Annotated in this window: 27 protein-coding genes; 16 read left to right on the forward strand and 11 right to left on the reverse strand. The window is 38.3% G+C overall.

Annotation, left to right across the window (positions count from 1 at the left end; all coding sequences use genetic code 11):
- Positions 1-216 precede the first annotated feature (216 nt).
- The 4 genes from BI350_RS04300 to BI350_RS04315 all read left to right on the forward strand — a co-directional run bounded on the left by BI350_RS04300 (position 217) and on the right by BI350_RS04315 (position 2,288).
- A complete protein-coding gene (locus tag BI350_RS04300; RefSeq protein ID WP_075526988.1) occupies positions 217-537 on the forward strand; it encodes an ArsR/SmtB family transcription factor in 321 nt (106 codons plus the stop codon).
- Between the two features lie 3 nt (positions 538-540).
- Positions 541-930 carry an SRPBCC family protein gene (locus BI350_RS04305; protein ID WP_075526989.1) on the forward strand — a complete coding sequence of 130 codons (390 nt, stop codon included), beginning with the start codon at positions 541-543 and terminating at the stop codon, positions 928-930.
- A gap of 13 nt (positions 931-943) precedes the next feature.
- On the forward strand, positions 944-1,651 hold the full coding sequence (locus BI350_RS04310) for an FAD-dependent oxidoreductase (RefSeq protein ID WP_075526990.1): 708 nt from the start codon (positions 944-946) through the stop codon (positions 1,649-1,651).
- A gap of 241 nt (positions 1,652-1,892) precedes the next feature.
- Complete coding sequence (locus tag BI350_RS04315; RefSeq protein WP_075526991.1) at positions 1,893-2,288, forward strand: MFS transporter; 396 nt, start codon at positions 1,893-1,895, stop codon at positions 2,286-2,288.
- A gap of 8 nt (positions 2,289-2,296) precedes the next feature.
- Here BI350_RS04315 and BI350_RS04320 read toward each other — a convergent pair whose 3' ends face one another.
- On the reverse strand, positions 2,297-3,226 hold the full coding sequence (locus tag BI350_RS04320) for an IS3 family transposase (RefSeq protein ID WP_155767468.1): 930 nt from the start codon (positions 3,224-3,226) through the stop codon (positions 2,297-2,299).
- The gene (locus BI350_RS04325; RefSeq protein ID WP_075526993.1) at positions 3,124-3,687 is read right to left on the reverse strand and encodes a helix-turn-helix domain-containing protein; all 564 of its coding nucleotides are present in this window, start codon (positions 3,685-3,687) and stop codon (positions 3,124-3,126) included. Before BI350_RS04325 ends, BI350_RS04320 begins: the two co-directional genes overlap by 103 nt.
- Positions 3,688-3,793: 106 nt before the next feature.
- Between BI350_RS04325 and BI350_RS04330 the strand changes: the two genes are divergently transcribed.
- Entirely contained in the window at positions 3,794-4,633 is an 840-nt protein-coding gene (locus BI350_RS04330) for an MFS transporter (RefSeq protein ID WP_075526994.1), read from the forward strand.
- A 25-nt stretch (positions 4,634-4,658) separates the two neighbouring features.
- On the opposite strand, the gene BI350_RS16850 is transcribed toward BI350_RS04330, so the two are convergent.
- The 3 genes from BI350_RS16850 to BI350_RS04335 all read right to left on the reverse strand — a co-directional run bounded on the left by BI350_RS16850 (position 4,659) and on the right by BI350_RS04335 (position 5,245).
- On the reverse strand, positions 4,659-4,808 hold the full coding sequence (locus tag BI350_RS16850; RefSeq protein ID WP_155767469.1) for a hypothetical protein: 150 nt from the start codon (positions 4,806-4,808) through the stop codon (positions 4,659-4,661).
- A 66-nt stretch (positions 4,809-4,874) separates the two neighbouring features.
- Complete coding sequence (locus tag BI350_RS16855; RefSeq protein WP_168157246.1) at positions 4,875-4,994, reverse strand: LPXTG cell wall anchor domain-containing protein; 120 nt, start codon at positions 4,992-4,994, stop codon at positions 4,875-4,877.
- A gap of 47 nt (positions 4,995-5,041) precedes the next feature.
- Positions 5,042-5,245, reverse strand: coding sequence for a YheE family protein (locus tag BI350_RS04335; protein ID WP_075526995.1), 204 nt, complete (start codon positions 5,243-5,245; stop codon positions 5,042-5,044).
- Positions 5,246-5,319: 74 nt separating this feature from the next.
- Here BI350_RS04335 and BI350_RS04340 point away from each other — a divergent pair, with 74 nt between their 5' ends.
- The 5 genes from BI350_RS04340 (at position 5,320) to BI350_RS04360 (ending at position 9,832) form a co-directional block, all read left to right on the forward strand.
- Positions 5,320-5,709 (forward strand): ferritin-like domain-containing protein, encoded by a 390-nt coding sequence (locus tag BI350_RS04340; protein WP_075526996.1) that lies wholly within the window; start codon positions 5,320-5,322, stop codon positions 5,707-5,709.
- Between the two features lie 65 nt (positions 5,710-5,774).
- Positions 5,775-6,932: a DUF445 domain-containing protein gene (locus BI350_RS04345; protein ID WP_342672201.1), complete on the forward strand. Its 1,158-nt coding sequence runs from the start codon at positions 5,775-5,777 to the stop codon at positions 6,930-6,932.
- 13 nt (positions 6,933-6,945) lie between these two features.
- On the forward strand, positions 6,946-7,293 hold the full coding sequence (locus BI350_RS04350) for a YlbF/YmcA family competence regulator (protein ID WP_075526997.1): 348 nt from the start codon (positions 6,946-6,948) through the stop codon (positions 7,291-7,293).
- Between the two features lie 96 nt (positions 7,294-7,389).
- Positions 7,390-8,901, forward strand: a complete 1,512-nt coding sequence (locus BI350_RS04355; protein WP_075526998.1) for a coproporphyrinogen III oxidase — start codon at positions 7,390-7,392, stop codon at positions 8,899-8,901.
- Between the two features lie 148 nt (positions 8,902-9,049).
- A complete protein-coding gene (locus tag BI350_RS04360; protein WP_075526999.1) occupies positions 9,050-9,832 on the forward strand; it encodes an enoyl-CoA hydratase in 783 nt (260 codons plus the stop codon).
- Between the two features lie 107 nt (positions 9,833-9,939).
- On the opposite strand, the gene mgsA is transcribed toward BI350_RS04360, so the two are convergent.
- Positions 9,940-10,338 carry a methylglyoxal synthase gene (gene mgsA / locus BI350_RS04365; RefSeq protein ID WP_075527000.1) on the reverse strand — a complete coding sequence of 133 codons (399 nt, stop codon included), beginning with the start codon at positions 10,336-10,338 and terminating at the stop codon, positions 9,940-9,942.
- Positions 10,339-10,433: 95 nt separating this feature from the next.
- Positions 10,434-10,619, reverse strand: coding sequence for a YhzD family protein (locus tag BI350_RS04370; protein WP_075527001.1), 186 nt, complete (start codon positions 10,617-10,619; stop codon positions 10,434-10,436).
- Between the two features lie 302 nt (positions 10,620-10,921).
- Here BI350_RS04370 and BI350_RS04375 point away from each other — a divergent pair, with 302 nt between their 5' ends.
- The 6 genes from BI350_RS04375 to BI350_RS16860 all read left to right on the forward strand — a co-directional run bounded on the left by BI350_RS04375 (position 10,922) and on the right by BI350_RS16860 (position 18,865).
- Positions 10,922-11,821 (forward strand): ABC transporter ATP-binding protein, encoded by a 900-nt coding sequence (locus BI350_RS04375; protein ID WP_075527002.1) that lies wholly within the window; start codon positions 10,922-10,924, stop codon positions 11,819-11,821.
- On the forward strand, positions 11,814-13,073 hold the full coding sequence (locus BI350_RS04380) for an ABC transporter permease (RefSeq protein ID WP_075527003.1): 1,260 nt from the start codon (positions 11,814-11,816) through the stop codon (positions 13,071-13,073). Before BI350_RS04375 ends, BI350_RS04380 begins: the two co-directional genes overlap by 8 nt.
- Before the next feature lie 298 nt (positions 13,074-13,371).
- Entirely contained in the window at positions 13,372-14,589 is a 1,218-nt protein-coding gene (locus BI350_RS04385; RefSeq protein ID WP_075527004.1) for a metallophosphoesterase family protein, read from the forward strand.
- 8 nt (positions 14,590-14,597) lie between these two features.
- The gene (locus BI350_RS04390) at positions 14,598-17,471 is read left to right on the forward strand and encodes an ATP-binding protein (RefSeq protein WP_075527005.1); all 2,874 of its coding nucleotides are present in this window, start codon (positions 14,598-14,600) and stop codon (positions 17,469-17,471) included.
- Positions 17,471-18,409, forward strand: coding sequence for a 3'-5' exoribonuclease YhaM (yhaM, locus tag BI350_RS04395; RefSeq protein ID WP_075527006.1), 939 nt, complete (start codon positions 17,471-17,473; stop codon positions 18,407-18,409). Before BI350_RS04390 ends, yhaM begins: the two co-directional genes overlap by 1 nt.
- 357 nt (positions 18,410-18,766) lie before the next feature.
- Entirely contained in the window at positions 18,767-18,865 is a 99-nt protein-coding gene (locus tag BI350_RS16860; RefSeq protein WP_155767471.1) for a YjcZ family sporulation protein, read from the forward strand.
- A 120-nt stretch (positions 18,866-18,985) separates the two neighbouring features.
- Here BI350_RS16860 and BI350_RS04400 read toward each other — a convergent pair whose 3' ends face one another.
- From BI350_RS04400 to BI350_RS04415, 4 genes are all read right to left on the reverse strand, one after another.
- Complete coding sequence (locus BI350_RS04400; protein WP_075527007.1) at positions 18,986-19,171, reverse strand: hypothetical protein; 186 nt, start codon at positions 19,169-19,171, stop codon at positions 18,986-18,988.
- Positions 19,172-19,241: 70 nt separating this feature from the next.
- Entirely contained in the window at positions 19,242-19,820 is a 579-nt protein-coding gene (locus BI350_RS04405) for an HTH-type transcriptional regulator Hpr (RefSeq protein ID WP_075527008.1), read from the reverse strand.
- A 321-nt stretch (positions 19,821-20,141) separates the two neighbouring features.
- Positions 20,142-20,504, reverse strand: coding sequence for a YtxH domain-containing protein (locus tag BI350_RS04410; RefSeq protein WP_075527009.1), 363 nt, complete (start codon positions 20,502-20,504; stop codon positions 20,142-20,144).
- Between the two features lie 108 nt (positions 20,505-20,612).
- Entirely contained in the window at positions 20,613-21,041 is a 429-nt protein-coding gene (locus tag BI350_RS04415) for an HIT family protein (protein ID WP_075527010.1), read from the reverse strand.
- Positions 21,042-21,089 lie beyond the last annotated feature (48 nt).

Genomic DNA, 21,089 nt, shown 5'->3' on the forward strand with positions numbered 1-21,089 from the left:
ATTAAATAACTTCCGTCAAGTCCAGTGAGGATGTTTTTTAACCAAGTTAATTGTTTACAAAAGTATGCTGGGAGCCAAAATTGCACTATCCCATTTAAAAAAATAAACGTTCATTTGGAAATACAAATTCAAAGTAAAACTGTTGACTGGACACTATAAGGTGTCGTATGATTATGACACTAAATGGTGTCCGATTCAAGAGAGGAGGGGTTGGCTTTGAATAGCACTGTCCAAAAGCGTGACGTATATATTGCGATTGCTGATCCTACAAGACGTAAATTAATCCATTTGTTGGCGGAATCGGAAGAGTTGCCTCTATATGAATTAACGCCTCACTTTGAAATTGGCCGAACCGCAGTATCTAAACATTTGGCCATTTTAAGAGAAGCTGATTTAGTAACGAATCGCAAAGTAGGCAGGGAAACAAGGTATCAACTAAATGCAGCGCCCTTACAGGAAGTGAAAGATTGGTTATCGTTTTATGAAAAGTTTTGGAATGAAAGGGCAGCAATACTTAAGAACATATTGGAGGAATAAATAATGGCAGAATTAAATTTAGATTTTCAATTTAAGAGTCCCATTCATAAAGTATGGGGAGCATTAACAAATTCGGAGACACTTGCTCAATGGGTAATGGAGAATAATTTTAAACCAATTGTCGGCTACAAATGTCAATTTCGAAATGAAGCAATTGGCTTAGTTGTAGATAGTGAAGTATTAGTCGTGGACGAGCCTAATAAGTTATCTTACACATGGGTGGGCGGTCCAATCGACACGATTGTTACTTGGACTTTAAGAGAAGAAGGAGAAACAACACACTTACATCTTCAACACTCGGGATTCGAGAAAGAAAATCAAGCATTCAATGGTGCAAAATATGGTTGGGCAAGTATGGCAGAACAATTAAGAAAAGTGTTACAGGAAGATTAAGGGAGAAAATGAAATGAGTTTTTTAAAAGATATATTCTCGATATTTAAGAAAAGTGATCTTGCATTGATTACAAAATATAAAGAAGCGGATGATATTTATACTTTTTTATTCAAGAAGGATAACGATTTAAACTGGAAAGCAGGCCAGCATGGTTTATTTACCATCACGCATAGAAAGATAAAGAACGGTATTCGGCCATTCACTGTAGCTTCTTCGCCAAATGAGGATGTCATTAGGATAACAACGAAAATTAATGATCATCCAAGTGAATTTAAGAAAGCGTTATTAGAATTAGAGGAAGGCATGACAATTAAAATGAGTGGTCCTGTGGGATCATTTTATTTGAAAGATAAGAATCCATCGCTCTTAATTGCAGGCGGTATTGGCATTACGCCATTTCGGGCAATGGTTAAGCAAATAGAAGAAGAGAGAAATGATTCAAATCGCCAACTAAAGTTACTCTATTTAGATAGTGAAAATGTGCATATCTATAAAGAGGAACTAGATGAAGTCGTTCATAATAACGCTATGGAAATCACTTACCTAACATCGAGGGATGAATTGTATAAAGAAATAGATCAATTCGTTTCGTTATATGCAGATGGTGGAAAATACTTTGTAGCCGGTTCAAAGGCGATGGTTGATTCCATTAGCAGACATTTGAAAGAGAATGCTATTTCAAGACGAAATATTAAGAAGGATTCTTTTATGGGCTATTGAATGATTGGACACACGTAAAATCGAACCAACTGCTCTTCTTGCGGTTTTTGGCCGAGTGTTAGCGCACTCGGTTTTTTATTTGCGTGTTATTATAATTTCCCGTTCATTTTGCATGATTGCTGAAACAGAATACGAATAACCTTACTGTCCCCTCTCTTTTAAAAAAATGCTCATTGAAAAACTATTCTGTAAAGCGTATATTTAGAGTACCGAAGTAATTTCAGAGAGAAGTTGGGGATGTATGCGAAATTGGTTGGTCGACTGGAAGCAGAAAGTGAATTCATTCAATCCAAACGTCAAATTATTTATGTTAGCAAATGTACTCATTCAAACGGGGATGGGTGTTTTTATTGTCATGTATAATTTGTATATTAAAGAGCTTGGGATGCCGGAAACGATTAATGGGAAAGTAATCTCCATGACGGCACTTGCCACAGCAATTATGTTAATTCCAGCCGGTTTTTTGAGTGATAAATTTGGTCGTAAGTGGCTGATTGTCGGTGGTGCAGTATTTGGGGGAATGACACTATTTTATAGAAGCCTGGTGATTGCTGAAACACCAATGGTTTATGCAGCTTTTTTGACAGGGCTTTTTATGGCGTTTGTGCAGGTTTCGGTAGTGACCCCTAAAAGTTAGAGTTTTTATTATGCAGCTGTTTGGCTGGTTTGAGTTCGGTATTGTATTGGACTTAAACCGGCCAATTTTACTTTTATTCGTTCGTTATTGTAGTAATCAATATACTGTTCTATTTTTTGTTTAAGCTTATGATAAGACAATAATTCTTCACCGTAATAAATTTCTTGCTTTAAAATCCCGAAGAAATTTTCCATTACAGCGTTATCAGCACAGGTTGCTTTTCTAGACATACTTTGGAAGACTTTATTTTTCTTTAATGTCTTAATCCATTTTTGATGTTGATAATGCCAACCTTGATCGGAATGTATTGTTGTTCGATATTCAGCTTCAGTTTTAATGACTCTTACTGCTTCTTTTAATGGTTCCAGTACTAAATCCAATGTAGGTCTCTTGGAGATTCCGAAAGAAATAATTTCTCCGTTATATAAATCTAAAATAGGGTTTAGATACAGTTTTTCGTCGTCTAGACACTTAAATTCAGTGACATCGGTTACTAATTTTTGCAGGCGGATTGACGTGTTAAATCTACGGTTCAAGCGATTTTTGGCTACTTTCCCAACAGTACCTTTGTATGAATTGTATCGTGACTTACGAGTGAATTTCACACATTTTAACCCTAAATCGCCCATGATTCGTTGAACTTTTTTATGATTAATCAAATATCCTTGATTTCTTAATGCTAAATGAATGCGACGATATCCATATTTGCCTTCATGTTTTTGGAAAAGATCAAGAATAACCTCTTTCAATTCTTCGTCTGGGTCTGCTTGCTTCAATTGTTGGATTTGATAGTGATAGGTTGCCTCTGGAATACCGACTACCAATAATACATCTTTTAATTTGAACCCTTCTTCTTTGAGTTCGAATGCCATTGCTGCTTGTGCTTTTCTAGGAAGGCATTCGGATTCTCCTGAAAAGCGTCTAACTTTTTTAAGTATGCAATTTCTAAGCGAAGAAGTTCATTTTCACGTTCTAGTTGTTCTTCACGAGACATTTTCTCCTCTGTTTTCACTGGTTTCGCTTTTTTATCTTTAGACATAGTAGGACACCCTTTCGATTTAGGTTTAAGCCCTTCTACACCTTCTTTTAGAAAAGTTCTTTTCCAGTTCGCAATCAAAGATGGATTATTCATGTTAAATTCAATTGCTGTATCTTGGTATGAAGCGCCTGTTCGTTTTATAAAGTGTAATACATCCAACTTAAATTGAACAGAGTAAACCTTCTTAGAACGTTTTCTACGTAATCCATCTTCACCAAATGCTTTATATGCTTGAACCCAACTTTCAATTGGCGATTTACTTGGAATACCATATTTTCGCGCCAGTAATCTATATCCTAAAGTACCTTCAAGATATTCTCTCACCACTTTAAATTTAAACTCTAAACTATATTTAGCCATATAAAAACACCCCAAAAGTTAGTTTTTTAACTCTAACTTTTGGGGTGCAGCACCTTCAGGGGTTCCTTTTTTAGCTGAAAACTCAACTGCGAAAGAACGGGTTCACATGTTTAGTATGCATTTTGCTTTAATGACAATTGCCAATGTCATTGGGAGTTTGCTTGGTGGTGTCATTGCTGATGTGCTTCAAGTCGTGTTTGTTATGCCAGCAGAAGTGGCAATTCGTTGGTCGTTATTAACAGGCGCGGTTGTATTCACAATCGGTTTGTTACCGTTGTTTAAGTTACGAACGACGGTTCCACAAATCGAACCAAATCATCGGGAATCCTATAAACCATCATCGGATAGTCCAAATGATAACTTGAAACGAAATCTAATTCTAATTTTTCATTTTTCATTTGCAAGTTTATTAATCGGTTTCGGTTCGGGGCTCGTCATCCCTTATTTAAATTTATATTTTGCTAATCGCTTTGATTCGTCAAATGCATTTATTGGGCTCATTTTATCACTAGGTTCCGCAATGACAGCCGTGGCCATGCTAATTGGTCCGTTGTTAGTGAAGCGAATCGGAAAAGTGCGTGCACTCATTGTGTTTCAATTTTTATCGATTCCTTTTTTAATGTTAACTGCGTATACGACTTCACTTACGCTTGCGTCCATTGGCTTCTTAATTCGCCAAGCGTTAATGAATGCCGGTAACCCGATTCAAAGTGCAGTCGCCATGGAAGTTGTGGCGGATAAATATAAAGGACTTGCCAACTCAGTAAACCAAACAGTTTTCCAACTAGGATGGGCTACCATGGGTCCCGTTGCGGCGGGACTTGTGATGACTTTTGGTTCGTATTGGGGATACGCTTATACGTTTTCGATTACCGCGTGTTTATATGTATGTTCATCAACGTATTATTACTTTGTTTTCGGCAAGCGGAAGTTGGCGGAAGAATAAAAGCAGACGAGGGGAATCGTCTGCTTTATTTGTTTTGCGGCTGTGTTTCTTTCCACGCATTTTGTTCGTTTGGTATTCGATTTCTGTCGGTTAACGTGTTTTCAGTTACTTGTTCTTGTTTTTCTAGTTCTTTTTTATTTAGAAACTTATCAGTTGGCGATTTTTTGTTTGTCATGGCAAACCCTCCTCTTAAATGAAGAGGATGCCCATATTTAGTTGATTCAATCGTTTATTATAGAGCTTACTTTCGTTTTCCTAAATAGAGAAAGAGTACGATGATAACCAGGATAATACCCGCAATCATTAAAAAATGAGAATCAAAAATAAAAAAGTAGGAATCCTTCGTTTCATATGTACTCATGAAAATCATCTCCTATTGAAGTTCATTTTTTAGTGAACCCCTCGCGCTCATTCATACACATGAAATGTCATTAATTCATGAATCATCTTTTGGACATTATCCTCTTCAGGTGGTGTCTCGCCTATCCAGTTAATTTGCCCGTCTGGTAAATATTCACCTGCGTATCTACTGTTTTTAAAGAAAAATGAAAATGTCCAACCAGGTAATTGCGTATTTTCAAACATAGATTTGTATTGAAAATGTTGTAGCATATTTTATTTCCCCTTTCATATGGTGTAGGTCTTTCGCATAACTTTAGAATAAAGACATGCGAGAGGGTGCTCAATTGTTTATAAATCAATTAAAACAGTCCATAGAGGACGAATTCAAAGCGTTTCATTACTATAAATCGATGTACAAATTAACTGATGATCCACTTTGGAAGGCTTTTATTGAACATGTCTATGAAGATGAAAAAAGTCATTACGAAATGTTTCAACAACTCCATTATATGCTGACGGGGTCATTTGTTCAAAATCCGAAGAAACGTTTACCTTGTTATGTATTAAAAGACGGTGCAAAACAAGCACTTCTTGATAAACTAGACAGTATTGAAACGTACAAGATTATGTTGTTGACCGTTCCGATTCAACAAGCGTATAACCCAGTATTCATTGCCATGCATGATGAAATGGAACATGCAACTCGCTTTTCGACAATGTATAACGCATTGTAATGTGCACCAAGTTTTTCCGTTCGACACTGTTCTGTTATAATTGGAACGAAACGACACGGAAAAAGGTGAAGCGATTGAACTTTTTATGGACATTGTTATTTATGGCATTTATTGGTGCACTTATTGGCGGTTTTACGAACCATTTGGCCATTAAAATGCTGTTCCGGCCACATGAAGCGAAATATATCGGTTCGTGGCGTATTCCTTTTACACCAGGGTTAATTCCGAAACGGCGGGATGAACTTGCGAGACAATTAGGGAAAACAGTTACGAACTATTTATTAACGCCTGAAACATTTAAGAAAAAATTATTTACACCTGATATGGAAAAGAAGACGGAGAATTTCCTTCAAGAGAAATTAGAAACGTATATTTTTGAATCTGACCGAACAATCCAAGATTGGTTCGAACTCGCAGGTGCTACGAATATCGCGGATAAAGCTGAGCAGAAAGCATTGTCGGTACTAAATGAACAGCTTGAAGCTGTTCGTACAAGGTTAACGACGGGTACTGTTGAAGAAGTGCTTCCGGAGGCGTGGCTTTTAGAAGCGGAGAAGAAAATCCCACAAGTGACAACGTATATTTTGCAGCAAGCCGATGGGTATTTTCAATCTTCTGAAGGAAGGGCGATGTTGCAAAAGCTAATCGATGATTTCCTTGCATCGAAAGGGACACTCGGAAGTATGGTGAATATGTTTTTCGGTGAGTCCGATAAATTGGTCAGCAAAGTGCAGAGAGAAGCGTTGAAGTTTATTGCGGCGCCAGGCACGTTCACGATGCTGAATACGATAATTGTAAATGAGTGGGCAAAACTGCAGAAACGTCCTATTGAAGAACTACTAACGGATTTTGATTGGGAAGGCTTGTTTAATTCCGTAACAGAGTATGCGAGAAGAGAAATGGCATTGAAAGCACGATTGCAACAACCATTATCCGCATATTGGCCAAACGGGGCGAACTGGACAGCTGTCAATTTGACGCCAACATTAACAAGGTTTGCGTTTGACCAAGCGGAATTACAATTGGAAAAGTCTTTACGTAAGTTAAAAATAGATGATATGGTTAGAGAACAGGTCGATTCATTCCCAGTAGAAGTACTAGAAGATTTAGTACTCGGCATTTCAAGAAGAGAGTTTAAAATGATTACCGTACTTGGTGCAGTGCTCGGGGGAGCGATTGGAATCGTACAAGGCCTAATCGTTTTTGTAACGAACTTATCTTAGGAGGAACTACAAAATGACAGTAAATATTTACGACGATTTAAACCGACTAGAAGCGACATTTAGAAAAACTGCTGAATTTGCTGAAGTAAAAGAAGCAGTAGACGTTGTAGCGGCTGATGAAGAAGCGCTAGCAATGTTTAAAAACTTCCGTGAAGTTCAAATGAAAATGCAAGAAAAACAAATGCAAGGTGAAGAAATTAGCGGCGATGAGTTAGAGCACGCACAAAAAGTTGCGCAACTTGCACAAGGCAATGAAAAAATTATGAACATGCTTCAAGCAGAAATGAAACTAAGCGGACTTCTTGAAGAAGTAAACCGTGTACTTATGAAACCTGTTCAAGAGTTTTATGAGAAGCTATAATAGTTAACTAAAACCGGCACTTGCCGGTTTTTTATTGTTTTTTTGTAGAGGGTATTTGTATAATGTTTGAGACTACAACGTTGAAGGTTGGTAAATATGCAAAAAATAAAAGTAAATGCTACATTTGCGGAAGATTGGATTCGGATGTTTGCGCATCTGGCGAATTTATTCTTCGAGCAATGTGAAATCATAACAGAAGAAAATCCCGAGGCGATGAATGTTCATTTTACAATTGATCATCAGCCGAATGGAGAAATTGTTGGACAGGCAAAACTCATTGCGAATGGATCAGAATTTGTCGCAACGTTTTCAGAACTAGCAGTTGAAGGAAAACAAAGGTTAATCAATCGTCAACTTAAGCGAGTTCATTCACATGTCTTTTTGGAGGTATTAGAACAGGCAACTGAGATGACGCAGTCTTGGGGGATATTGACGGGCATTCGTCCGATGAAGCTTTATCATAAATATCGTCAAGAAGGATTTAGCTCAGAAGAAGCGATTAAAAATATCATGACGAATTACCGTGTGTCTCGCGAAAAAAGTGAGTTGCTCGCTGAAATTGCTTCGATTCAAAAGAAAGCAGTTCCCGACTTATATGAGTTGAAAAATGAAGTGAGTATTTATATCGGCATTCCATTTTGTCCGACGAAATGTGCGTATTGCACGTTTCCCGCGTATGCCATCCGACGGACAAATGGGCGTGTGGATTCGTTTTTAGATGGCTTGCATGAAGAGATTCGTGAAATGGGGAAATGGTTGACGGAAAAGGATATGACCATTACGACGATTTATTTTGGGGGTGGCACACCAACTTCCATTGAAGCTGACGAAATGGATGCCTTATACAAAACGATGTATGATTCATTCCCAAATATGGATAAAGTGCGGGAAATCACTGTGGAAGCAGGTCGTCCAGATACAATCACGCCTGAGAAAATTGAGGTGTTGAAGAAGTGGGGGATTGACCGAATTAGTGTCAATCCACAATCCTATACAGACGAAACGCTGAAAGCAATTGGGCGTCATCATACGGTTCAAGAGACAATTGATAAGTTTTGGTTGTCTAGAAATATGGGTATGAAAAACATTAATATGGATTTAATTATTGGGTTGCCAAATGAAGGCATGGAAGAATTTGAACATTCCTTGCAAGAAACGGCGAAAATGCAGCCTGAGTCGCTTACAATTCATACGTTGTCATTTAAGCGGGCATCTGCAATGTCACAAAATAGAGAGCGATATAAAGTTGCGGACCGCAAAACGGTGGAACGAATGATGAAGCGCGGTGAGAAATGGACTGCTGAAAACGGCTACCATCCTTATTACTTATATCGTCAAAAAAATATCTTAGGTAACTTGGAAAATGTGGGATACTCAAAACCAGGTGAGGAAAGTATATACAATATCGTCATTATGGAAGAAGTGCAGACGATTATTGGAGTTGGTTGTGGAGCCTCGAGTAAATTTATTCACCCGGAAACAGGGAAGATTACACAGTTTTATAATCCGAAAGATCCAGCAGCGTATATTATGACTTACGAAGAATCGATAGAGAAGAAATTAGCACACTTAGATGCGATTTTCCCGACTGTGGAAAAACCAGTGTGAGGAGAATGAAACTCTTTTATGTGGAAAAAAATGATACTCCGCATGAAAGAGTTTTTTATTTTAGGAACAAAAAATAAAGGAGTTTAGTTAAGTAAGTCGAATAGTATTAAGTGAATCACTATTCATTTATTTGAAAGAGGTGGGGGAATTGTCATATCAGACAATAAAATTAAAAAAAGAAGGGCGTTTAGCGCAGTTAACGCTTAATCGTCCGGATGCGATGAATGCGATGGATGAGGTAATGATGAAGGAGTTAGCAGATGCTTTTGAAGCACTACAGCAAGACCATTCTGTACAAGTATTGCTTATCCATGGGGAAGGACGGGCATTTTCTGCAGGCGGGGATATTAAGAAAATGGTAGATTCGACGCGGCCGATGGAAATAGATAAAGTGATGCTAGACGTATCTCGCTTAGCGCTAGCATTATATCGTTTGCCGCAAATTACAATTGCAACTGTCCATGGTGCGGCGGCAGGATTAGGGTTTAGCTTAGTGTTAGGATGCGACTATATTATCGCAGAGGAAGAAAGTAAGTTAGCGATGAACTTTATCGGAATCGGCTTAGTGCCTGATGGGGCAGGACACTTTTTCTTAAAGGAACGTGTGGGCGTTCCAGAAGCGAAGAAAATCATTTGGTCCGGGAAAGTGATGCCAGGGAAAGAAGCGCTAGAAGTCGGCTTAGCTGATGAAGTTGTCAGTGAAGGGCAGGCATTAAAAGCTGGTAAACTTTATGCAGAAAAGTTATTAGCATCGCCAATTGCAGCAATGATTGCAACGAAGAAAATATTGCACGACGGTAAAATCGCAGATCTCGAAAATATTCTTAAGTTGGAAAGTGAATCACAAATTGCGATGCGGAAAACAACTGATCATATAGAAGGAATTAGAGCTTTCGTTGAAAAAAGAAAGCCTGTGTTTGTAGGGGAGTAATAAAAACACCGAACACCATCTAACTAGGAGGTGTTCGGTGTTTTTGTATCAATCAAAAATACCGAGTATGTACCCGAGTGACTGTCGAGTATATACCTGGTATTTTTTTATTTTTTCATATGTTTTCGCCAATCAAAATCGCCGCTTTCAATCGACTTAAGAAGAAGCTCGGCGGTTGCGCTATTTGTTGCGAGTGGAATTCGGTAAACATCGCAAAGTCGCAGCAAAGCACTTACGTCTGGTTCGTGGGGTTGAGCTGTGAGCGGATCGCGGAAGAAAATAATTAAATCGATGTCATCCGTTGCAATCATCGCCCCGATTTGTTGGTCGCCCCCTAAAGGCCCTGACATTAACCGTTCAATATTTAAGTTCGTCTCGGCCATAATTCTTTTACCCGTTGTGCCCGTCGAATATAGCTCCTGCTTCTGAAAAAAATGTTCGTATGCAATGGTAAAGTTGACCATCTCATTCTTCTTTTCGTCATGGGCGATTAAAGCAATTTTCATAACAACACCTCTTCTAATCATCAGTTTACATGTATCAAAATCACACGACGCAATTTTTAAAAAATCTCTCGAAAATTGTGTCGGTACCAAAAACATTAGCTATGAAATAGGATCAGTTTCCCGGTTGGAGATGCGAGACGATGCGTAGATTCGAGTAGGTTTTTTTCCTCAAGAATCGCATGTCCTTTTACTTTTGCTTCTTCATCATTGGCAGCTTCAACAGATTCATCCATAACGACAGTTCCATTTGATTCGTATGCTGTTAGTTTGTACACTTTCATGATTTTCTCTCCCCCATTCATTGACTGCTTTTAGTATACTATGAAATATTTTAAAATGGAACTTGAAAAATCGGCTTGACGCGCATCGAATGTAAAGTAGATACTACCAGTAGTATGCATGACTTAAGCACAAATCAAATTTCGGTTAGTTTTATTTTCGCCCGAACGTAGCTGATGTAATTCATCTCTTCTATAATTTTAGCGGCTTTGAGCGTACTAAACATTAATTCAGCAATAAAATTGAAACTTCTATCATAGAAATTCGTATATGATTAGTATGGATGAAAGGGAGGAAATTTGTCATGAGTTTGCAACTAGAGAACGTAACGAAACGTTTTGGTAATTTTACAGCCGTTGATAATTTAACATTATCGGTTGAACAAGGAACGATGTATGGATTTTTAGGCGCGAATGGAGCTGGAAAAACGACAACGTTTCGAATGATTTTAGGCTTATTAAATGCAAATGAAGGAAGAATTACGTGGAATGATTCAGCCATTTCCTATGCGACTAGCCCGGAAATTGGCTATTTGCCGGAAGAAAGAGGCCTTTATCCAAAAATGAAAGTTGAAGATCAGTTGATTTTCCTAGGGCAATTAAGAGGCATGAAAAAAGCAGATGCGAAAGCTGCATTGAAACAATGGTTGGAGAGAATGGAAATCCCTCATTATGCGAATAAAAAGGTAGAAGAACTATCCAAAGGAAATCAACAAAAAATTCAAGTCATCGCCTCGCTTATACATCAGCCACGATTGCTCATATTAGACGAACCGTTTTCAGGATTAGACCCTGTTAACGTTGAGATGCTGAAAAATGCAATTCTCGAATTTAGAAACAACGGTGCGACAATCATTTTTTCAAGTCACCGCATGGATCACGTTGAAGAGTTATGTGAACAGTTAAGCATTATTCATCATGGAAAACAAGTTGTGAATGGTTCATTACGAGAAGTAAAGCGATCATTCGGCAAGCAAAATGTTCGAATCCACTCGGAATATGACTTATCTTCACTTGCCAATATTGTAGGGGTTACTTCAATACAAAAGTCAATTGAAGGTGCTGTCTTTCAAGTCGAAACAGAACAAGTAGCTCATTCGCTTTTGGAAGCTGCATTACAATTCGGTGCAGTTCGTCATTTTGCCATTGAAGAACCATCCTTGCAAGATATTTTTATTGAAAAGGTGGGGAACGTACATGCGTGAATTTATGCTGATTTTCAAGCAGGCATTCGTCACGAAGGGAAAAACGAAGTCGTTTATAATTACGACTGCGATTATGATTGCCGGTATTTTTTTATTAGCCAACATGACTTCGATTATTGATACAGTTAAAAAGATTGGTGGCGAGAGTTCTGAAGAGATTTTATATGTCTTTGATGAAAGTGGCCAAGTATTTGAAAGTTTAGAAGCACAATTTATGCTTAATGAGTCAGAAGTTACGTTGAATTTAAGTACAAAAGATAGAGAGGCCTTAATCGAGGAAGTGAGAAACGATGAAATTGACTCGTTAGTTGTGATTGATTTAACAGCCGACAATACAATCGAATCCACTTATTACACAATGAGTTCAATGGAATTTATGCTTCCCATGATGATTGAAGATGCGCTTCAATCCATCCAAACGGAAATGAAAGCAGCAGAACTTTCCTTGACAGGGGAGCAAGTGCAAACATTATTTACACCGGTTCAATTTGAAACACATTCCCTCTCGCCTTCTGCAAAGTCTGAAGAAGAGTTAAATCAAGCGCGCGGGCTTGTTTATGTATTGATGTTCTTAATCTACTTTGCGGTCATTTTTTATTCTAATATGATTGCAATGGAAGTGGCCACAGAAAAATCTTCACGTGTGATGGAAATATTAATTTCGAGTGTGTCACCAGTTAAACATTTATTTGCCAAAGTACTGGGCATTGGTACACTTGGTTTATTACAAATGGCACTGCTCGGAGCTTCGGCTTTTATCGCATTGAAAACTACTTCAGCAGATATGGTTGACGGCTTATTCATGTTTTTTGGCTTTTCGAACTTGGATGTCGGGACAATTATTTATGCGATCGTCTTCTTTTTGCTTGGGTATTTCTTATATGCAACGCTTGCAGCACTTTTAGGTTCGCTCGTCAGTCGTACAGAAGATGTAAACCAAATGATTATGCCGATGACATTTCTGATCATTATAGCGTTTATGCTTGCAGCGGCGGGAATTGGCAACCCTGAGTTGGCGTACTTGAAGTATACATCGTATATCCCTTTCTTCGCACCACTCGTCATGTTTTTACGGGTTGGGATGCTTGACTTGCCGATGTGGGAGCCAATATTATCGATTGCGATTATGCTCATTACCATTTTTATCTTTGGCTGGTTTGGTGCGCGCGTGTACAAAGGCGGCGTCTTGATGTATGGCCCATCACGCTCGTTGAAAGATGTTAAAAAAGCGATTCAGCTTGGGAAAGAATAACCCGTTCGGAAAATTTTAGGATGATAATGAATCAAATATGAATCCACCTAGAAGAACAAGCCTTGTTGCTTTGCCTGAAGGTGGATTTTTTATATCAAGTATTGTAATTCTCAGCCCGCGCCTCGTGAAATCCTCTCCCAGATCCTCGAACTCCGTCCTCACCACGAACTCCGCTGCCTCTTTTGCGAATTCCTCCCTCCGCCAAACAAACACAACAGTTATAGAAGGCGTTTCACGAAACGAACCATCTATGATAAAATAAGAACAAATATTCGTTGTGCGAGGGGGAGGGATTCTTTTGTCGAAGATTCGTTTTTTACATACAGCTGATTTACATCTTGACACGCCATTTAAAGGAATGACCGGTTTACCAATAGAACGGTTCGACCAACTAAGGAATAGTACGTTTGAGGCCTTTTCCAATTTAATAAAGCATGCGATCAAAACGAAACCAGATTTTGTGCTCATTGTTGGTGATATTTATGACGGGGAAGACAGGAGTCTACGCGCTCAATTAAAGTTCCAAACAGGAATGAAAAAGTTGGATGCTGCCGATATTCCTGTATTGATTTCTTACGGAAATCATGACCATTTGAAAGGGAATTGGACAAGGTTTGATTTACCGAAAAACGTTCATGTTTTTGATGAGAAAGTAGGAACACGAACGTTAAAGATTCGGGGAGAAACGGTGAATATTTACGGTTTTAGTTACGGTGAACGTCATATTCGGGAAGCGATGGTTGAACAGTATCCGGTTGCACCATCGGAAGGCATTCATATCGGTTTATTACATGGGAGTCTAGTGGGCGATGAATCCCATGCAGTCTATGCACCTTTTACAAAAGAAGCATTGCTGTCAAAGCGCTATGATTACTGGGCACTTGGCCATATTCACAAACGACAACAGCTTCATCAAGAACCTCCAATTGTGTATCCAGGTAATTTACAAGGACGACATCGAAATGAACGGGGCATGAAAGGATTTTACGAAGTGATGCTTTCAAAAGAAGATGCACAACTCGAATTTGTTCCTGCCTCCACTATTGTATTTGAGCAACTACCGATTTCTTGTGCGGGTGTTAAACATGCAGGGCAATGGTTTGAGGTTTGTACAACAGCATTAGACGCCTTCCAAGCAAAACAAGGTGCAGCCATTATAGAACTTCAAATGATAGATATTGATGAAGATGCGGCGGAATTATTTAAACAATCTACTGATGAAGAATGGTTAATGACATTACGTGAATTTTTGCAAGAGCTAGAGCCTTTTGTTTGGATTAGCCGTATAAGTTACGAGCGAACATTTATAAATCATGATGTCACTGAGACGCTCATGAACCCAATTATATCAACAATGGAAAGTTGGACATCGGAACAATGGCAAGACGTATTACAAGACGTTTATCAACATGCACGAAGCCTCAAATACTTGGAACGATTAACGGAAGATGACTTCATTGACATTCAAGCTGAAGCAGAAAAACAACTGATTGCCGAACTGTCAGAAAGGAAGTGAGATAGCTCTTGAAAATTGATAAGTTAGTCATTTATGGTTTTGGGAAACATGAAAACGTGACGATTGAACTTGGCCCGACGATGAACGTACTTTATGGACATAACGAGGCAGGAAAAACGACGATTCAGCAATTCATTTTACATATTTTATTTGGCTTTCCTGCTCGAAATAGTCCGCTTTTACGCTATGAGCCGAAGTCGGGTGGAAGATACGGTGGGCAAGTTCATCTTGATGACAAATTATATGGAAAGTGTATTGTAGAACGAATTCGTGGAAAATCAGCTGGAGATGTAACCGTGTATTTTGAAAACGGAGAGAAAGGTGAGCAGGAAGCGTTAAATAAACTGCTTAGGCAATATGATCGTGCTTCGTTTGAGTCTATTTTTGCTTTTTCGCTTTTACAACTTCAAGGTTTTGAGAAAATGGATGAACACGAATTGAGTCGTACGCTCCTCGCTTCGGGGACTACGGGTGTTGACGATTTATTGAAAGTTGAAGCAAAGATGGAAAGAGAAATGGATTTACTATTTAAGAAAAATGGTAGAAATCCAGCGATTAATGCGAAGTTAAGCGAACTTCGGACATTGGAAACTCAGCTCCAAGAAGAACAAAAAAAGCTTGAAAATTATGCGCCAGCCATTCGTCGAATTAAAGAAATTGATGAACAATTGATGGTGTTACGAGAACAGAAAAAGGAGTATAATGACCAAGTTGGGGAGTTAACAGTAAAGCGGCAAGTTTTACCGCTTTATTTAAAAAAGCGAACCCTTGAACATCAATATAAGTCTGTGAAAGACCTTCGTTTTCCAACGGACGGAATGGAACGCTATGAGTCATTTGTGAATAAACTTGCGGATGCAGAAGCGTCATACATCAGTATTGAACGGGAAATTGAAAAGATAGAAGAAGTATTATCGGAAAAAGTGGAAGAAGAAAAGTTTGCCAATTTGGAGCGATTGGTCGCAATGGAGTCCGAATGGCATCGTTGGCTTTCCGCGTTATCTGCTTTGAAAAGTGATTACGAACAGGTGAAGAAACGGAAAGAACGATTGCTATCGCGGCTTGGTATTCAAACAGATGGGGAAGTAATGGGGCTTTTACAAGCAGACGTTTCCATTCGAAAAGAAGAGGAAATGTATGAGTTGCTAGAAAACATGAAAACGTATCATCAGGAACTTGGAAATGTAGAAGCCGAACTTCAAAAGTTGCGAGAAGAAATTGAAGGCATGAAGGAAAGAGTGCAGTTATTAACACCTCCTTCAGAAGAGGATGTTAGAAAAGCGGAAGCGTGGCCGAAAATTCGTCAACGGGTGGCCGAGGCAAAAGCTTATGTCACATTAAATGAACAGCAACAAAATTCCTCCAAAAATTTTGGGATAGCAATTCTTGCCTTTACGCTTTTATTAGCAGGGTACGGCATGTTTTCGGAGCAGTATGGAATTTTATTCATAAGTGTCCTTATTTCAGGTATTGCCTTTTTTTTAATGAAAAGACAAACAAAAGATCCTCAATTAGAAGAAATGCAAGTGATTATCTCGACTTATGAAGGACAAGAGAATGAAATCGAATCGATTCTTTCGCACGTTGAAACATATGAAAAACATAAGCACCAACTGGAAGAGAATTTGGCCAATGCTGAACAGGATGCGTATCATTTAGAAGTAACTTATCGCGAGCTAGAGGAGAAGAGCATTCAAACCGAGGCGTTATTACAGTCTTTTTTGGCCGAGTATGGCATTGATGGATTGCCGTCAGCCAGCATTATACCTGAACTTTTCCGCATGATTCGTGACACGCAAGAAGCGATTCGCCAAATGGAAAATATTGATATCGAACAACAACGTTTAGCGGAACAAATTCAACATCGACTTATAGAAAGTGAGCGTGTTTTGCAACAATCTATCCCGCAAGAAGCATTATATGAATTTATTCGAAAAGCGTATCATGAGTTGACACAAGGGATAAAACGCCAGCAGGTACAAGTGAAGAGAAAAGAACAATTAGAAAAAGAGTTACAGGAAGTAAAAGCACTTGTCAGTTTGCTCAATACGCATAAACAAACATTATTTGAGGATGCTCAAGTTGAAACGGAAGAAGCGTTTTACCATGCAAACAAGATGCAACGTGATAAAGAAGCACTTCAAGAACAACTTGTGAATATTGAACTGCAATTAGCTGTCAATGGCGAGGTAGAAATTGACCCTGCTTGCATGGATGCAGATATAGAAAAAGCATTGATTCAAACGAAAAAGTCGATCGAGGAAATCGAACAACAGTACAATGAGTTAATCGATGAAAAAGCGACCCTTGTCAATCAAACAAATGAATTGCTGACGGATGACACTTATGGAAACCTTCAACAACAATTTGAAGTAGAACGTGCACAATTTATGGAGCTTGCAAGGAAGTGGGCCTCCCAAAAAGCCCTTGCTGCAGCAATCCAGCAAATGATGAACGACTTAAAAGAGAAGAAATTCCCATATGTATTAAAAGAAGCAGAACAGCTATTTAAAAAATTAACAGGCGGACAGTATGAGTCGATGGTCATTACAGAACAAGGTTATTTTGAAGTTGTATCTAAAGCGGGTATGCATTTTCCAATTGTTGAGCTAAGCCAAGCGACGAAAGAACAGGCGTATATCTCACTACGATTAGCACTTGCCGCATCCATTTTTGAGACCGCACCTTTTCCAATTATTATGGACGATCCATTTGTTCACTTTGATGAATGTCGACTTTCGCATATAATTAAAGTACTGGACCAATTAAAAGAACATCAATTCATTTATTTTACTTGCCACGAAGAGATGAAGAATCATTGGCAAGAAGCAACAGCTATTAATGTTTCCGCGATTGGAAGCAAACAGGGGGCGAATATGTGATGAAAAAATTACTGGACTATCAAGTAGGAGAATCAGTCGATTTATATTTAATGATTAAACAAGCGACAAAAGGCATTACGACAAAAGGCAGTCCTTTTATGACGGTCATTTTACAAGATAAGAGTGGAGATTTAGAGGCGAAGTTATGGGATACGACAGATGCCCATGTAGAAATGTATTGCGCGGGAACGATTGTGAGAGTTGGTGGAGATATTCACGAATATCGCGGAAAAAATCAACTGCGTATTAAAGCCATTCGTCCGGCTAAAGAAGAAGAAGGTGTGACGATTGCTGACTTAATTCCATCCTCTGAAAAAAGTAAAGAAGTATTATTTGAAGAACTAATGGCATTCTTTTTTGAAATGAAAAATCCACAAATACAACGAATTACAAGGCATTTATTGAAAAAACATGAAGCAGCATTCAAAACGTATCCTGCTGCTACAAGAAATCATCATGACTATGTGTCTGGCTTAATCGATCACGTCGTTTCGATGTTGAACTTAGGAAAGGCAATTGCTGAACTATATCCTTCCTTAAATAAAGATTTATTGTACGCAGGCATTATTTTACATGATGTTGGGAAGGTCATTGAATTGTCCGGTCCAATTGGTACGCAGTATACGGTAGAAGGAAATTTACTGGGACACATCACAATTATGGTCAATGAAATCGAGAAAGCAGCAGAAGAATTGGGCATCGAAGGCGAAGAAGTGATGTTGCTACAACATATGGTGTTATCGCATCATGGTAAAGAAGAGTGGGGAAGCCCGAAACGTCCAATGTTAAAAGAGGCGGAAATGCTTCATTACATCGACAATATCGATGCAAAAATGAATATGCTAGACCGTGCACTTGGTCAAGCTAAGCCGGGCGAATTTACGGAAAGAATATTCCCATTAGAGAATCGCTCATTTTATAAGCCGACATTTGAATAAGTAGACAGTGAAAACCCGCGAAAGCTGTGCTTGTAATTATATAAATTTCCGCATTTAAACAATTATATTGAATGAGTCAAAATAACGGATTGCTGTAGCGAAAAATTCTAGGTTGTACAATAAAAGACGTTGGTGAAAGAAATCCCTACCTCCATAAAGTTGGAGATAGGGATGGAGTTTCACTAACGTCTTTTTTATAAATATATATGAAACTAAGAAAATCCCGTCTTATGATTCAACCCAACAGTTGATAATATAACATAAAAGTCAGATTGAAAACAAAATAGAATATTGGCTATGTGCCTAAAAACCATAGTAACTGAGTGCATAGGATACAGTGAGAGAGGGGGTGCTCCCATGAGCGGATATTGCCAAGGTTCATCCGGATCCGGATTTGCGCTAATCGTGGTGTTGTTCATTTTATTAATTATCGTCGGTGCAACTTTTTTATACTAATATGAATTAGGTGGTTTATTGAGCAAGTGACTTAGGGCAAAAAGTAATTTGCGGCAATAAAAATCAAAGGAAGCCTAATAAAAAAAGTCCATTCCCGAAAATAGGGTGATGGACTTTTTATTATGTAGCTAGAAAAACTTCAACAAAAAATGATAAAATTAAAATTGTTACAAGTACGTTGACAGTTCCGTATATTTTTGATTGCTTTTCTTCGGGGATTTCCCTTGATTCGCAAAGTGCATAAGTCATTCTGTTGATTTGGTACAAATAAAATAATGAAAACAAAACTGTAATAACAAGGATCAAGATTTTCCCCTCCTTTAATCATCTACTCGTTATGATAACAGAATTTAATGTAGAATGGAATATTGAACACTTACAAAACAGACTCCACTTTGGCAGCTTCAATATTTGTTGAAGGTACATCCCTTTCATCGAAAGTTTTTTCTAGATTATCGAATCCACGTTCGAAGATTTCCATAAAGTCATCACCGTAAATGTTGCGCACGACAGACATGACTTCGAGGAGTTCCGGGAATTTTCCGTAAAGATCTTTTATTGGGAGTGAGCCTTCTAGAACGCCATGCTCCGTACGGTAATAATTTTCATTCATTTCCAAAATGAGTTTTTCTCCCTCATCCGTGACGGTTACATATGTGTTACGACGGTCTTCTTCTTTTTTATAAAATCGAAGGTAACCGCGCTCCTCTAGTTTTTTAGAGAAGTTAAAGGCAGTGGAGACGTGCATGACACCAAACTTTGCGACGTCGGATATGGTGGCTCCTTGCAAATGATACGAAATCCATAAAATATGGTGTTCGTTAATATTTAAATCATAAGGCTTTATCCATTTCTGCCAATCTTTTTCAACGGCTTTCCAAAGCGCTTTCGATAGTTGTGCGACGCGCTGGCTGTAAATCATTGCTTCTTTCAAGGAGTATTTTTCTTCTGACATACTAGGCACCCGCTTTCCCAAAAGTATTTCTTTCATTAGAGTGTTTCTCTCATTATAGCAAGAAAACAAAGGAAAAGAAGTAAGAATTGCAAAAATCTTTTATTCGCTTAAAAATACTTAATTAATCATGTGGTGCAGACAATTGCTCTCTTAGTGTTGTCCTTTTTCTTTTATGATAAACATATCATAATAATTACTTATTCACTTCAATTATATAGTGATGCGCATTTTGGTGGAAAAAGCCCTTATAAAAAGCAGTGAAAAAAGAGATACGAATCTATAAGAATCGTATCTCTAAGGTAGTGTGTGACTTTAAATATGTTATTTTTGATGCGCGATAATGGATTTCTCTAAGCTATCTAGCGCGTCTTGAATTGCTGTTAGATCTCTTTCAAGTCTTTTCTCGGTCGGTAGTTTTGACCCTTGCCATTTATCGAAAGATTGTTTAAGCCCATCAATGGCTTCAGGGACTTGCTCTTTTGCATCCTGTGCTAAATCAGCAACAGAACCTTTCAAATTGTTTACTTTTACTTTAATATCATTAAATGTTCCTTTCCAATCCGAACTAGCGTTTTTGACAGTTGATCTGATTTCATTTCCAGATTTCGGAGTGGAATATAGAACTGTAACCGCAGCGGCGACTGCGCCAGTTGCGAGGCCGAGGAAAAAAGTTGATGCTTTCATAGATAATTTGCACCTCTTTCTTTACATTTGGTATACCTATTACTAGTTTAATTAAACCACGCATTTTGATGAGGGGCAAATAAAACAGTTGCTTATTTAGCAAAATGTTTATTGATCTAATTTCGCACGGATTCCTTCGGCAAGTTCTTGAATTTTATCTGGCGTAAATTCTCTCTGTTTTGATTCCCAAGTAGACAAATCGAATCCGTCTGTTTCGTCATAACGTGGGATAAAGTGTAAGTGATAATGGAAGACAGATTGTCCAGCTGGCGCACCGTTATTTTGGAGTAAGTTCATGCCTGCTGGTCTGAATTCATCTTTTAGTACGTTTGCAATTTTAGGCGCTGCCGCAAATAGATTTGCTGCTTCTTCAGCTGAGAAGTCATAAATATTTTCGATATGCTTTTTAGGGATGAGTAATACATGTCCTTTTGTAACAGGCATAATATCCATAAATGCGTAGACATGCTCATCTTCATAAATTTTCGCGCTTGGTACAGCGCCCTCAATGATTTGACAAAAAATACAGCTTGTCATTTGAACACTTCCTTTCATCATTTAGCTAATTGTAGCATATTTTCTAAA

The organism is Sporosarcina ureilytica, assembly GCF_001753205.1.
GTDB classification, from domain to species: Bacteria; Bacillota; Bacilli; order Bacillales_A; family Planococcaceae; genus Sporosarcina; species Sporosarcina ureilytica.